This window comes from Streptomyces sp. NPDC004134, from assembly GCF_042874195.1.
In the GTDB taxonomy this organism is placed as follows: domain Bacteria; phylum Actinomycetota; class Actinomycetes; order Streptomycetales; family Streptomycetaceae; genus Streptomyces.
Genome location: NZ_JBIAMS010000001.1, coordinates 400,824 through 413,035, shown reverse-complemented (window position 1 = coordinate 413,035; position 12,212 = coordinate 400,824). Strand labels below are relative to the sequence as shown.

11 protein-coding genes are annotated in these 12,212 nt (G+C 72.4%); 7 read left to right on the top strand and 4 right to left on the bottom strand.

Annotated elements, in window-relative coordinates; all coding sequences use genetic code 11:
* Positions 1 to 184 precede the first annotated feature (184 nt).
* Positions 185 to 493 (top strand): co-chaperone GroES, encoded by a 309-nt coding sequence (groES, locus tag ACFYVJ_RS01790; protein WP_047017603.1) that lies wholly within the window; start codon positions 185 to 187, stop codon positions 491 to 493.
* Positions 494 to 618: 125 nt separating this feature from the next.
* Positions 619 to 2,244 (top strand): chaperonin GroEL, encoded by a 1,626-nt coding sequence (gene groL / locus ACFYVJ_RS01785; RefSeq protein WP_388885504.1) that lies wholly within the window; start codon positions 619 to 621, stop codon positions 2,242 to 2,244.
* A gap of 89 nt (positions 2,245 to 2,333) precedes the next feature.
* On the opposite strand, the gene ACFYVJ_RS01780 is transcribed toward groL, so the two are convergent.
* The 3 genes from ACFYVJ_RS01780 to ACFYVJ_RS01770 all read right to left on the bottom strand — a co-directional run bounded on the left by ACFYVJ_RS01780 (position 2,334) and on the right by ACFYVJ_RS01770 (position 5,530).
* Entirely contained in the window at positions 2,334 to 3,113 is a 780-nt protein-coding gene (locus tag ACFYVJ_RS01780; RefSeq protein ID WP_388885501.1) for an SDR family NAD(P)-dependent oxidoreductase, read from the bottom strand.
* 69 nt (positions 3,114 to 3,182) lie between these two features.
* Positions 3,183 to 4,751, bottom strand: coding sequence for a multicopper oxidase family protein (locus ACFYVJ_RS01775; protein WP_388885498.1), 1,569 nt, complete (start codon positions 4,749 to 4,751; stop codon positions 3,183 to 3,185).
* 110 nt (positions 4,752 to 4,861) lie between these two features.
* Positions 4,862 to 5,530, bottom strand: a complete 669-nt coding sequence (locus ACFYVJ_RS01770) for an MOSC domain-containing protein (protein WP_388885495.1) — start codon at positions 5,528 to 5,530, stop codon at positions 4,862 to 4,864.
* Positions 5,531 to 5,618: 88 nt separating this feature from the next.
* Here ACFYVJ_RS01770 and ACFYVJ_RS01765 point away from each other — a divergent pair, with 88 nt between their 5' ends.
* Positions 5,619 to 6,593: a LysR family transcriptional regulator gene (locus tag ACFYVJ_RS01765; RefSeq protein ID WP_388885492.1), complete on the top strand. Its 975-nt coding sequence runs from the start codon at positions 5,619 to 5,621 to the stop codon at positions 6,591 to 6,593.
* Between the two features lie 75 nt (positions 6,594 to 6,668).
* Here the strand turns inward: ACFYVJ_RS01765 and ACFYVJ_RS01760 are convergent, their stop codons facing one another.
* Entirely contained in the window at positions 6,669 to 7,052 is a 384-nt protein-coding gene (locus tag ACFYVJ_RS01760; protein WP_388885489.1) for a WhiB family transcriptional regulator, read from the bottom strand.
* A 413-nt stretch (positions 7,053 to 7,465) separates the two neighbouring features.
* Here ACFYVJ_RS01760 and ACFYVJ_RS01755 point away from each other — a divergent pair, with 413 nt between their 5' ends.
* From ACFYVJ_RS01755 to ACFYVJ_RS01740, 4 genes are all read left to right on the top strand, one after another.
* Positions 7,466 to 8,077, top strand: coding sequence for a response regulator transcription factor (locus tag ACFYVJ_RS01755; RefSeq protein ID WP_026276081.1), 612 nt, complete (start codon positions 7,466 to 7,468; stop codon positions 8,075 to 8,077).
* Between the two features lie 301 nt (positions 8,078 to 8,378).
* Positions 8,379 to 8,981, top strand: a complete 603-nt coding sequence (locus ACFYVJ_RS01750; protein ID WP_101422187.1) for a sigma-70 family RNA polymerase sigma factor — start codon at positions 8,379 to 8,381, stop codon at positions 8,979 to 8,981.
* Between the two features lie 225 nt (positions 8,982 to 9,206).
* Positions 9,207 to 10,712, top strand: a complete 1,506-nt coding sequence (guaB, locus tag ACFYVJ_RS01745) for an IMP dehydrogenase (protein WP_388885484.1) — start codon at positions 9,207 to 9,209, stop codon at positions 10,710 to 10,712.
* 53 nt (positions 10,713 to 10,765) lie between these two features.
* A complete protein-coding gene (locus ACFYVJ_RS01740) occupies positions 10,766 to 11,881 on the top strand; it encodes a GuaB3 family IMP dehydrogenase-related protein (RefSeq protein ID WP_101422185.1) in 1,116 nt (371 codons plus the stop codon).
* The last annotated feature ends 331 nt before the right edge of the window (positions 11,882 to 12,212 follow it).

Sequence of the window (12,212 nt, the reverse complement as noted above, 5' to 3'; positions counted from 1 at the left end):
GGTGGCAATCTGGCACTCGGCTTGACCGAGTGCTAAAGGGCGGCATAACCTCGGCTCTGGCACTCCCCCAGGGAGAGTGCCAACACAGCGACGAGGCGGATCCGGCACCCGCGACGACGGGTCCTCCAGGGTCGCCACCCCAGACATTCAACCCCGCGAGATCTCCGAAGGGGGAGGTCGGATCGTGACGACCGCCAGCACCAAGGTTGCCATCAAGCCGCTTGAGGACCGCATCGTGGTCCAGCCGCTCGACGCCGAAGAGACCACGGCCTCGGGCCTGGTCATCCCGGACACCGCGAAGGAGAAGCCCCAGGAGGGCGTCGTCCTTGCCGTCGGCCCGGGCCGCTTCGAGGACGGCAACCGGCTGCCGCTCGACGTCTCCGTCGGCGACGTCGTTCTCTACAGCAAGTACGGCGGCACCGAGGTGAAGTACAACAACGAGGACTACCTCGTCCTCTCTGCCCGCGACGTGCTCGCGATCATCGAGAAGTAATCGGGGCGCTTCCCGCTTCTTCCCACACCAGGCCGCGCCCCGGATCCGTTCGCCGAGCAGGACATATCGAAACGGGCCGGGGCGTCGGCGCTCCCTACGGCGCCCCTTGAGAGGACCCACGTTCCATGGCGAAGACTCTGAAGTTCGACGAGGACGCCCGCCGCGCTCTTGAGCGCGGCGTGGACAAGCTTGCCGACACCGTGAAGGTGACGATCGGCCCCCGCGGCCGCAACGTCGTCATCGACAAGAAGTTCGGCGCCCCGACCATCACCAACGACGGCGTGACCATCGCCCGGGAGATCGAGGTCGAGGACCCGTACGAGAACCTGGGCGTCCAGCTCGTGAAGGAGGTGGCGACGAAGACCAACGACGTGGCGGGCGACGGCACCACCACCGCCACCGTGCTGGCCCAGGCGCTGGTCCGCGAGGGCCTGCGCAACGTGGCCGCCGGCGCCTCCCCCTCCGCGCTCAAGCGCGGCATCGACGCGGCCGTCGCGGCCATCTCCGACGAGCTGCTGAAGGCCGCCAGCCCGATCGACTCCAAGTCCGACATCGCCGCGGTCGCCGCGCTGTCCGCGCAGGACGAGCAGGTGGGCCAGCTCATCGGCGAGGCCATGGACAAGGTGGGCAAGGACGGGGTCATCACCGTCGAGGAGTCCAACACCTTCGGCCTGGAGCTGGACTTCACCGAGGGCATGGCCTTCGACAAGGGCTACCTGTCGCACTACATGGTGACCGACCAGGACCGCATGGAGGCGGTGCTGGAGGACCCGTACATCCTGATCACCCAGGGCAAGATCTCCTCCATCCAGGACCTGCTGCCGCTGCTGGAGAAGGTCATGCAGGCCGGCTCCGCCAAGCCGCTGCTGATCGTCGCCGAGGACGTGGAGGGCGAGGCGCTGTCCACCCTCGTCGTCAACAAGATCCGCGGCACGTTCAACTCCGTCGCGGTCAAGGCCCCCGGCTTCGGCGACCGCCGCAAGGCGATGCTCGGCGACATGGCCACCCTCACCGGCGGCACCGTGGTCTCCGAGGAGGTCGGCCTCAAGCTCGACCAGGTGGGCCTCGAGGTGCTCGGCACCGCCCGCCGCGTGGTCATCACCAAGGACGACACCACGATCGTCGACGGCGCCGGCAAGTCCGACGAGGTCGCCGGCCGGGTCGCGCAGATCAAGGCCGAGATCGAAGCCACGGACTCCGACTGGGACCGCGAGAAGCTGCAGGAGCGGCTGGCGAAGCTGGCCGGCGGCGTGTGCGTCATCCGCGTCGGCGCGGCCACCGAGGTCGAGCTGAAGGAGAAGAAGCACCGTCTGGAGGACGCCATCTCCGCCACCCGCGCGGCGGTCGAGGAGGGCATCGTCTCCGGCGGCGGCTCGGCGCTCGTGCACGCGGCGAAGGTGCTGGAGGACGGCCTCGGCCTCACCGGCGACGAGGCCACCGGCGTGGCGGTCGTCCGCCGCGCGTCGGTCGAGCCGCTGCGCTGGATCGCGGAGAACGCGGGCCTGGAGGGCTACGTCATCACCTCCAAGGTCTCGGAGCTGACCGCGGGCCAGGGCTTCAACGCCGCCACCGGCGAGTACGGCGACCTGGTGAAGGCCGGCGTCATCGACCCGGTGAAGGTGACCCGCTCGGCGCTGGAGAACGCGGCGTCGATCGCCTCGCTCCTGCTGACCACGGAGAGCGCGGTCGTGGAGAAGCCGGAGCCGCAGGAGGACCAGGGCCACGGCCACGGCCACGGCCACTCCCACTGACCTCCGGTCGGTACGGGCAACACACCGCAGGGCCTCGCCTCCGCAAGGGGGGCGAGGCCCTGCGGCGTGCGGCCTCCGGACCCGATCCCCTACTGCGGACCGTACTTGCGGCCCGCCCCCGTCGACACCCGCCCCAGCAACCCCCGCGGCACCAGCTTCGCCGCCCCCATCAGCGCCTTGTACCGCGGATCAGGGATCGAGACCGTACGCCCCCGCCTCAGGTCCCGCAGCCCCTCCGCCACCACCTTGTCCGCGTCCAGCCACATCCACCCCGGGATGTCGTCCGTCCCCATCCCCGCCCGCTCGTGGAACTCCGTCCTGACGAACCCCGGGCACAGCACCATCAGCCGCACCCCGCTGCCCGCCAGGTCCCGCGCCACCCCCTGCGTGAACTGCACGACCCAGGACTTGCTCGCCCCGTACGTCCCCCGCGGCACGAACGCCGCCACCGAGGCGACGTTCACCACCGCACCCCGCGACCGCTCCCGCATCGCCGCCGCCGCGGCCGTCGTCAGCCGCAGCACCGCCTCGCAGTGCACCTTCAGCATCGTCAGCTCGTCGGCGAGCGTCACCTGGAGGAAGCGCCCCTTCAGCCCGAACCCCGCGTTGTTGACCAGCAGGTCCACCGGCTGCCCGGCTTCGGTCTCGCCGAGGCGCTTCTCCACCGCCGCGATGCCCTCCTCCGTCGCCAGGTCCGCGGGCAGCACCGACGTCTCCACGCCGTACCGCTCGTGCAGCTCCGCGGCCTGTTCGTGCAGCCGCTCCGCCGTCCTGGCGACGAGCACCAGGTCGTACCCGGAAGCCGCCAGCCGGCGTGCGAAGGCGGCGCCCAGGCCGGCCGTCGATCCCGTAATCAGCGCAGTCGTCATGTGCGCACGCTAGCGGGCGCGATCGGCACCCGGTCAGCACCCGGCGGGTGCCGACCGATCGGCAGCCGGTCAGTGCCCGGCATGCCCGTCCCCGCCGCCCGGCGGCCGCCCGGCCTGCTCACCCGGGTTCACGACCGCGAACTGGCCCATCATCCCGCCGTCCTCGTGCGACAGCAGATGGCAGTGGTACATGTACGGCACGTCCGGGTCGGGCGGCCCGTCGAAGCGCAGCACGAGCTTCACCTCCCGCCCGTTCGGCACGTACACCGTGTCCTTCCGTCCGCGCAGCTCCGGCGGCGGCGGTTCGCCGTCCACCTCCAGGACCCGGAACTGCACGTCGTGGACGTGGAAGTTGTGCGTGACGCCGTCCCGGTTGCGCACCGTCCAGATCTCGGTCGCGCCCCGCTCGACGGTGGCGTCGATGCGTTCCATCGCCATCGGCTGCCCGTTGATGCCCCTCGTGAGCAGGTCGAAGTGGCGTTCGCGGGAGGCGTCGGCCGGGTCGGGCAGTTCGACGTCGCCGAACCGCGCCGGCAGGGCGGGCGCCGGGCGCAGGGTGTCGGCGGCGCGCAGCTCCAGCACGTCGAAGGAGTCGTCGCCGCCCGCGAAGCGGGACTGCCAGAAGTCGCCGCCGCCCGGCGGGCTGCTGCGCAGGACGGTCCGCTCGTCGGGCCGCATCCGCACCAGGATCTCGGCGCGTTCGCCGGGGGAGAGCAGCACGCGGTCGGTGCGGTGCGGGGCGCCGAGCAGGCCGCCGTCGGTGCCGACGAGGTCGAAGGCGCGGCCGTCGGCGAAGCCGAAGTCGTAGACGCGCGCGGTGGAGGCGTTCAGCAGCCGCAGCCGGACGACCTCGTCGCGTACCTCCTGGTACGGGGCGAGGGTGCCGTTGACCATCGTCTCGTCGCCGAGGAAACCGGTGTTCGCCATCATCCGGTGGCCGTGGTCGAACCGGTCGCCGTCGAAGCGCACGTCCTGGACGACGACGGGCACGTCGTTCACCCCGTACTCGTCGGGGAGCCCGAGCTCGCGCGCCTCCGGGTCGTCGACGAGGAACATCCCGGCGAGCCCGCGCTGCACGTGCCGCTCGGTCTGCCCGTGCGGGTGCGGGTGGTACCAGAGGGTGGCCGCGGGCTGGTCGACCGTCCAGTGGGGCCGCCACTGGCCGCCCGCCCCGACCATCTGGTGCGGGCCGCCGTCCATGGCGGCGGGCAGGTGCATGCCGTGCCAGTGGACGGTGGACGGCTCGTCGAGCCCGTTGCCGACCTCGACGCGGACCTTCTCGCCGCGCTCCGCGCGCAGCGTCGGCCCGAGGTACGTCCCAGGCCACCGCTCGTCGGCCGCCGTGGCGGGGCTGGTGAACCCCCAGGTCGGCGTCGTCCTGCCGGGCCTGAACTCCGTCTCGCCCGCGCGCATCCCCAGCGTGAAGACCCGGGTGCCGTCCGCCTCCACCTCGCCTTCCTCCAGCGGCGGTATCCGCAGCTCGTTCGCGAAGTCGACCTTGCCGACCGTGGAGACGTCCGTGGTGGCGTAGAACCATGCTCCGGCGCCGACGACCACGGTCACGATCGCGACCGCCACCGCGGTCAGGGCGAGGAGCACGCGCTTGAGCCGCGTTCTCGGGCCACTCGTCTTTGTCATGTGTCAGAGTCTTCTGACACATGGGCCGCGCGGGCATCGGGCATCGCACGGGTACGTCCCGGAGGGAACCCTGAGCCCGCTCTCCGGGTCGGCCCGGAGAACGCCGGCCGTCAGGACGCGCGGGCCGCCGCCTTGCGGGCCTTCTCCAGGGACTCCGGATGCAGCGCGTCCGCGGCCGCGAGGAGCCGGGGCAGCAACTCCCGCTCCAGGGTGTTCGCGCGGAACCAGAACGCGGCCGTCACCTCGTGGTCCGGGCGGTGCTCGATCCGGATCCCGTCCCCGGCCCGGATCTCACCGGGCTCGATCACCCGCAGGTACGCGCCCGGGCGGGCCGCCTGCGTGAAGCGCCTGACCCAGCCCTGCTCGCCGAGCCAGCCGGCGAACGTGCGGCAGGGGATGCGCGAGCTGGTGACCTCCAGCAGCAGGTCGGGGCCGATCCGCCAGCGCTCGCCGATGCGTGCGCCGCAGACGTCGAGCCCGGCGGTGGTCAGGTTCTCGCCGAAGACCCCGTTCGGCAGCTCGCGGCCCAGCTCCACGCCCCAGATGTCGAGATCCTCGCGCGCGAAGGCGTACACCGCCTGGTACGTGCCCCCGTGGTGGCGCAGGTCGCCGATGACGTCGCCGGCGAGCGCGCTGCCGCCGACGCCCTTGGGGCCGGGCTCCTCGACGCGCACCGGCCCGTCGGCAGGGCGCTTGTCGATGCCGGTGACGAAGCCGGGGGCGTCGGTGATGCCGGGCGCGGTCTGCGGCCGGGCGAGGTTCACGGAGAGCACCTGCATCCCCCGACCGTAACCGCCCCTTCCGGCAACGCTCAACGAGCTTTCCGATCGTGCCCGCCCGGGCGTGCGACTCGCCTAGGGTGGAGGCATGTTCGACGCCCGCCACCTGCGCGTTCTCCGGGCCGTCGCCGCGACCGGCTCGTTCTCCGCCGCCGCCCGCGAACTCGGCCTGACCCAGCCCGCCGTCAGCCAGCAGATGAAGGCGCTGGAGCAGACGGCGGCCACGCCGCTGCTCGTCCGCGCCGGCCGCGAGCTGCGGCTGACGGAGGCGGGGGAGGCGCTCGCACGGCACGCGGGCGGCATCCTCGCCGGGCTGGCCGCGGCGGAGGACGAGGTCGCGGCGCTCGCCGGGCTGCGCGCGGGGCGGGTGCGGCTGGTGTCGTTCCCGAGCGGCAGCTCCACGATCGTGCCGGGCGCGCTCGCGGCGATGCGGGCGGCGCACCCGGGTACGCGGATCTCGCTGGTGGACGCGGAGCCCCCGCGGTCGGTGGAGATGCTGCGGGAGGGGGAGTGCGAGATCGCGCTGGCGTTCCACTACCCGCCCGCGGGCGGGGCCGTGCCGGAGCGCGGTGCCGATGCCGCCGCCGCGGGCGCCGGTGCCGGCGCCGCCGGCGATCCCGTCGACGGCTGGGACGGCCTCGTCGTACGGCCGCTGCTCGCGGACCGGCTGCTGTGCCTCGTCCCGGAGGGCCACCCCGCCGTCGTGGCGGGCCGGGTGGAGCTGGCGGAGCTGGCAGCGGAGCCGGTGATCGCGGGCTGCCCGCGGTGCCGCCGGCATCTGGTGGAGCTGTGCGAACGGGCCGGCTTCGCGCCCCGTATCGACTTCGCGACCGACGACTACCCCGCCGTCGTCGGCTTGGTGCGCGCCGGGCTGGGGGTCGCGGTGCTGCCGGGGCTCGCCGTGCGCGCGGTGCCGCCGCGGGGGGTCGTCACCGTGCCGCTGACGCCGGAGGCGCGGCGGGAGGTGGTCGCGCTGACGCTGCCGGACCTGGCGCGGGTGCCGGCGGTGGCGGTGATGCTCGACCGCCTGGCGGCGGCGGCGAAGGACGCCCAGGACACGTAGGACGTACGAAACACGGGGGCGCTCGGGATACGTAGGACGCGACGCCGCCCGGCGACTTCGCGCGAGCGCGCCGCCTCAGTTGTGCGGCGTCGGGGCCGGTGCCGCGGTCGGCGTCTGCGCCGCTTCCGGAGCGGGGGCCGCCGCGGGTGCCGGAGACGTGGCCCCCGGAGTCGGCGTCCGGTGCCGGGCGCGGCCCAGCAACTCCTCGCGCTCGTCCTCCGTCAGTCCGCCCCACACGCCGTACGGCTCACGGACCGCCAGCGCGTGCGCCGCGCACTCCGCGCGCACGGGACAGCGCATGCACACCTCTTTGGCGGACGCCTCCCGTGCGCTACGGGCAGCGCCCCGCTCCCCTTCCGGGTGAAAGAACAGCGAGCTGTCGACACCGCGGCACGCGGCGATGAGCTGCCAGTCCCAGAGATCGGCGTTCGGGCCCGGCAGCCGGGAGAAATCAGCCATTTTGTATCACCTTGGGAGCGCCATGGAAGACCCTTAACGGTCGTGACACTACCCTTCCGGGCTTACCGGATGTAAATAGTACTCATAGGGAAAATGGAAAATAGCTGATCAGAGCGGCAGCAATAGGTGCATTCGGGTCATGGTGCGGCGCGGCGCGGTGACTGCTTCTCGGTGACCGCATCCTCACGTAGAGTGGCGACGTGTGTGGCCCCGGTCCCCGTGGCGACAGCCGTTGCAACAGGTGCCAGGAGCCCCCGTAACTCTTTCGGGTGACCGTCGTTGAGAGTGCGGAAGCGGTTGACTGCGAGCGCGTTCGTCCCGGGCGCGCCCGACGCGCGGTCGACCGCCGAAGGTGACGATACGTACCAGCCCTGGAGGCTCAAGGTGACGCGCATCAGCTCCGGAGGGCGGCCATGACTTCCGTCCTCGTTTGCGACGACTCCCCACTCGCCCGAGAGGCGCTGCGCCGTGCGGTTGCGACCGTGCCCGGCGTCGAGCGCGTGACGACGGCGGCTAACGGCGAGGAAGTGCTCCGCCGCTGGGGTGCCGATCGTTCGGACCTGATTCTGATGGATGTACGGATGCCCGGACTCGGCGGCGTCGAGACCGTGCGCCGGCTGCTCTCGGCCGACCCGGGGGCGCGGATCATCATGCTGACCGTGGCCGAGGACCTCGACGGCGTGGCCCTCGCCGTCGCCGCCGGCGCCCGCGGCTACCTGCACAAGGACGCCTCCCGCGCCGAGCTGCGGGCCACCGTCACGCAGGCCCTCGCCGACCCGACGTGGCGGCTCGCGCCGCGGCGGCTGCGCTCCACCGAGATGGGGGCAGCGCCGACGCTCACGGCACGCGAGATCCAGGTGCTGGAAGGCATGAGCCACGGGCGGTCCAACGCCGAGATCGGCCGCGAGCTGTTCCTCTCCGAGGACACCGTGAAGACCCACGCGCGCAGGCTTTTCAAAAAGCTCGGCGCCTCCGACCGGGCGCACGCGGTGGCCCTCGGTTTCCGCTGGGGTCTCGTGCGCTGACCTGCTGCGCATCCGCCGCGCCGGGGCCCCGCGCCCCGGGCCGGCACACCCGCCCCGTAGCCGGCGGCGGGCCCGCGGAACGGGGCCGCGGGCCACGGGGCGATCCGGTTTCCCGCGCGAAGGCGCATGCTTGAGGCATGGGTTCTCCGGAACGAGGCGCATCGGGCACAGCCGAATCCCGCACGGGGGCAGCGAAGGGAGGGCGCGCGTGGTGACCGTCCGCGCGGTTGCGCATAACGCTTCGGTCTACAACGACGGCCGCGATACCGCGGAACGTTCGGGGGCGAGGCACCATGGACGGATGCGCGGCAACGAGACCACTGTTTCCCAGACGGCCGAAAGGCCCGTCGAGATCAGGGGACTCGTGCAGCTCGCGGCCGAGGGGGACGAGCGCGCGACGCACGACCTGCTGGCCCATGTCCATCCGCTGGCGCTTCGCTATGTTCGCACGCGGCTGCACCGGTTGCCGGGCGACGCACGGCACTTCGTCGACGATCTCGCCCAGGAGGTCTGCATCGGGGTGCTCTGCGCCCTCCCGCGCTACCGCGACACCGGCCGCCCCTTCGAGGCGTTCGTCTTCGCCATCGCCGCGCACAAGGTCGCGGATCTCCAGCGCGCCGCGATGCGCGGCCCAGGCTCCACCGCCGTGCCCTCCGACGAGATGCCGGAGCGGCCGGACGACTCGCTGGGCCCCGAGGAGCAGGCGCTGCTGAGCAGTGACGCGGAGTGGGCGAAGCAGCTCCTGGCGAGCCTGCCGGCGAACCAGCGGGAGCTGCTGCTGCTGCGGGTGGCGGCGGGCTTCAGCGCGGAGGAGACGGGGCAGATGCTCGGGATGACGCCGGGTGCGGTGCGGGTGGCGCAGCACCGGGCGCTGAGCAGGCTGCGGGCGCTGGCGCGGCAGTAGGCGCGGGGCGGACGGGCCGTGGCGCGGGGGCGTACGGGCCGTTGCTCAGGGCGTACGGCACGGGCGCGTACGGCGTACGGAGAGCGGGTCGCGACGGCGGTCCGAAGGTCCCGGCGGCCCCGGACTTCGTACCTTCGTACACCGGTCACCAGCCCCGTTACGTGACGCTCCGGCGCGCCGTTACCATGGTCAGTCCCATCGGGCAAGACCCACCGGAAGGGTGTCATGACAGAGCGCGCCGCCGACGTCCCTGACAAGTTCGCCACCATCGGGCTCACGTTCGACGACGTGCTGTTGCTGCCCGGCGCCGCCGACATGGCACCGGGCGAGATCGACACCGCAAGCCATGTGTCGCGGAACGTCAAGGTGAACATTCCGCTCCTCTCCGCCGCCATGGACCGGGTCACCGAGTCCAGGATGGCCATCGCCATGGCCCGCCAGGGCGGCGCCGGCGTACTGCACCGCAACCTCTCCATCGAGGACCAGGCCAAGAAGGTCGACCAGGTCAAGCGCTCCGAGTCCGGCATGGTCGCCGACCCGATCACCATCCGCCCCGACGCGACGCTCGCCGAGGCGGACGCGCTCTGCGGCCGGTTCCGGATCAGCGGCGTACCCGTGACCGACGACGGCGGCCGGCTCGTCGGCATCGTCACCAACCGCGACATGGCTTTCGAGCCCGACCGCAGCGTCGAGGTGCGGTCGATCATGACGCCGATGCCGCTGGTCACCGGCCGGGTCGGGATCTCCGGTGCGGAGGCCATGGAGCTGCTGCGCCGGCACAAGATCGAGAAGCTGCCGCTGGTCGACGACCGGGACGTGCTCAAGGGCCTCATCACGGTCAAGGACTTCGTCAAGGCCGAGAAGTACCCGAACGCGGCCAAGGACGCGGAGGGCCGGCTGATCGTCGGCGCCGCCGTCGGCGTCGCGGGCGACGCGTACGACCGCGCGCAGGCGCTGGTGGAGGCGGGCGCGGACTTCATCGTCGTGGACACCGCGCACGGCCACTCGCGGCTCGTCGCCGACATGGCCGCGAAGATCAAGTCGAACGCGGCGGTCGACGTCGTCGCCGGCAACGTCGCGACCCGCGACGCCGCCCAGTCGCTCGTCGACGCGGGCGTCGACGGCATCAAGGTGGGCGTGGGCCCCGGCTCCATCTGCACGACCCGCGTGGTCGCCGGCGTCGGCGTCCCGCAGGTCACCGCGATCTACGAGGCCGCGCAGGCGGCCCGGGACGCCGGCGTGCCGGTCATCGGCGACGGCGGCCTGCAGTACAGCGGCGACATCGCCAAGGCGCTGGTCGCCGGCGCGGACACCGTGATGCTCGGCAGCCTGCTCGCGGGCTGCGAGGAGTCGCCGGGCGAGCTGCTGTTCATCAACGGCAAGCAGTTCAAGTCGTACCGCGGCATGGGCTCGCTGGGCGCGATGCAGTCCCGCGGCGGCAACAAGTCGTACTCCAAGGACCGCTACTTCCAGGACGAGGTCAAGAGCGACGACCAGCTCATCGCCGAGGGCATCGAGGGCCAGGTCCCGTACCGCGGCCCCCTCGCCTCAGTCGTACACCAGCTCATCGGCGGGCTGAAGCAGTCGATGTTCTACGTCGGCGGGCGCACCGTCCCGGAGATGAAGGACCGCGGCCGCTTCGTCCGCATCACCTCCGCGGGCCTGAAGGAGAGCCACCCGCACGACATCCAGATGACGACCGAGGCCCCGAACTACTCCCGCAAGGGCTGACCGGACCGACCGGGGGATACTGGGGCGGCAACCGTCTGGAAAGGGCAGCATCCGTGACTGAGATCGAGATCGGCCGGGGCAAGCGCGGGCGCAAGGCGTACGCGTTCGACGACATCGCCATCGTGCCGAGCCGGCGCACCCGGGACCCGAAGGAGGTCTCGATCGCCTGGCAGATCGACGCCTACCGCTTCGAGCTGCCCTTCCTCGCCGCCCCGATGGACTCCGTGGTCTCGCCGGAGGCGGCCATAAGGATCGGGCGCTTCGGCGGCCTCGGGGTGCTCAACCTCGAAGGGCTGTGGACCCGTTACGAGGACCCGGAGCCGCTGCTCGCCGAGATCGCCGGGCTGGACGAGGGCGACGCGACGCGGCGCATGCAGGAGATCTACGACGAGCCGATCAAGGAGGAGCTGATCGGCCGGCGGCTCGCGGAGGTCCGCGAGTCGGGCGTGGTCACGGCGGCGGCGCTGTCGCCGCAGCGTACGGCGCAGTTCTCCAAGGCGGTCGTGGACGCGGGGGTGGACATCTTCGTCATCCGCGGCACGACGGTCTCCGCGGAGCACGTCTCGTCGGCGGCGGAGCCGCTGAACCTCAAGCAGTTCATCTACGAGCTGGACGTGCCGGTCATCGTCGGCGGCTGCGCGACGTACACGGCGGCGCTGCACCTGATGCGCACGGGCGCGGCGGGCGTGCTCGTCGGCTTCGGCGGCGGCGCGGCGCACACGACGCGCAACGTGCTGGGCATCCAGGTGCCGATGGCGACGGCGGTGGCGGACGTCGCCGCGGCGCGCCGGGACTACATGGACGAGTCCGGCGGCCGCTACGTGCACGTGATCGCGGACGGCGGCGTCGGCTGGTCCGGCGACCTGCCGAAGGCGGTGGCGTGCGGGGCGGACGCGGTGATGATGGGCTCGCCGCTGGCCCGCGCGACGGACGCGCCGGGGCGGGGGCACCACTGGGGGATGGAGGCGGTCCACGAGGACGTGCCGCGGGGGAAGGTGATGGACCTGGGCACGGTGGGCACGACCGAGGAGGTCCTGCTGGGCCCGTCGCACACGCCGGACGGGTCGATGAACTTCTTCGGCGCCCTGCGCCGGGCGATGGCGACGACGGGCTACTCGGAGCTGAAGGAGTTCCAGCGCGTCGAGGTCACGGTGGCCCGCTCCCGCTGAACCCCCCGTCCACGAACGGGAGCACCACCCCGGCCCCGGCGGGAGGGCAGTCCCGCGGGGCCGGGGGGTGCGCTCACGAACCGCCTCCCGGCGGCCCGGGTCTTCCGGGGTACGCCCCCGCCGGTACCCGGCACCCGCACATCGGCCAACTCCGCGCCGCCGCCGGCCGATCGCTGCACCCGCATTGATTAACCCCCCACTCCCCCCGCCCGCAACCCAAAAGACATTCCCCCCAAGCCGGACTTATCCGTGGGGTTCCCGGAGTCCCGCTGGTCGGCGGGGCCTTGCTGATTGCCGGAGCCGGCAGGTCGGGGGTTTGTCCAGACCTGGG